The sequence below is a fragment of the Campylobacter sp. DY7 genome (assembly GCF_057802535.1).
Genome location: NZ_JBYJAU010000070.1, coordinates 1 through 500, shown reverse-complemented (window position 1 = coordinate 500; position 500 = coordinate 1). Strand labels below are relative to the sequence as shown.

General features: G+C 64.6%; 1 protein-coding gene. It reads right to left on the bottom strand.

From position 1 onward, the window contains the following. The coding region (locus AC1B00_RS09755; RefSeq protein WP_488849536.1) for an IS630 family transposase at window positions 1-500 on the bottom strand (500 nt) is incomplete at both ends.

The following is a 500-nucleotide window of genomic DNA, read 5'->3' as shown; positions in this document are numbered from 1 at the left end:
GGATAGGCGCGAGCGAGTTTGTCTCTGGCGCGCTCGGTGGTGAACATCCATTTGATGCGCTCGCGGTCGGCGTTTCGCTGCCGCTCCCATGCATCGATTTCTGTGACGAGGTGATGGCGCTCGGCGATGCGGCGGTCGAGGCATTGTCGACGCAACACGCCGATTTCGATCTCGACCATGTTGAGCCAGCTGGCGTGCTTGGGTGTGTAGTGGAACTCCAGGCGCCGCATGAGACGGCGTGCCTCTGGGGCGGGAAAGGCATCGTAGAGGGCGCCCGGGGAGTGGGTTGAGAGGTTATCGAGCACGACGCGGATGCACTCGGCCGCCGGGTAGTGCCGGTCGACCAGATCCCGCATGCACTCGGCAAAGTCCCGGGCGGTCCGGCTGTCGGTGACCTCGACCTTGCGCCAGGGTCGATGAGCATCGAGAAAAACGAACAGGTTGACCGTGCCGTTGCGGCGATATTCGTAGTCGTAGCGCGCCGGCCGGCCCTGTCGCGC